The sequence below is a fragment of the Kitasatospora misakiensis genome (assembly GCF_042656005.1).
Lineage (GTDB): Bacteria > Actinomycetota > Actinomycetes > Streptomycetales > Streptomycetaceae > Kitasatospora > Kitasatospora misakiensis.
Map to the genome: position 1 here is coordinate 1 of NZ_JBHSOF010000166.1, position 523 is coordinate 523.

At 70.7% G+C, this 523-nt stretch carries 1 protein-coding gene; it reads left to right on the forward strand.

Annotated features, from left to right (window positions below):
- Positions 1 to 380, forward strand: a 380-nt coding sequence (locus tag ACFP3U_RS37075) for a hypothetical protein (RefSeq protein WP_380230170.1), incomplete at its 5' end; no start/stop codon positions are given.
- Between the last annotated feature and the right edge of the window lie 143 nt (positions 381 to 523).

Genomic DNA, 523 nt, shown 5'->3' on the forward strand with positions numbered 1-523 from the left:
CTGATGTGGAGGCGGCGCTCGCCGGCTATCTCGACGGCGTGCTGGACGCTGGCGTCGGGTCGGAGTGGCCGAGTCCGCTGGAGGCCGGCCTGCCGTTCGTGGCTGTGTCCCGCGGCGGCGGCGCGGTGGTGACGCGGTTCGTCCTTGAGGACGTGACGGTCGACTTCGACGTTCTGGCCGCCTCGAAAGCCGAGGCGCACGACCTGGCGCAGCTCGTCCGGGCGCATGTGTTCGCCGCGGAGGGCACGGCGCAGGGCGGCGCCCGTATCTACCGCGTGGACGACGTCAGCCTGATCTGGCTGCCGTATGCGCCCGCTGAGGGTGTGGCTCCGTTCGCCCGCTACGTGCTGGTGATGACCCTGCGCGTCCGCCCCGCCTGATCAAGACCTAACCCGCTGCTTCCTGTTCACTCTCGCCCGCTCGGCCGTGCCGACGCGGGTCCTCAGCATGCCTGGAGGCATCCCGTGGCGAACGACGCCGACAACGTAAGGGCAGGACTCGACGGCGGCATCTACGTGGCCCC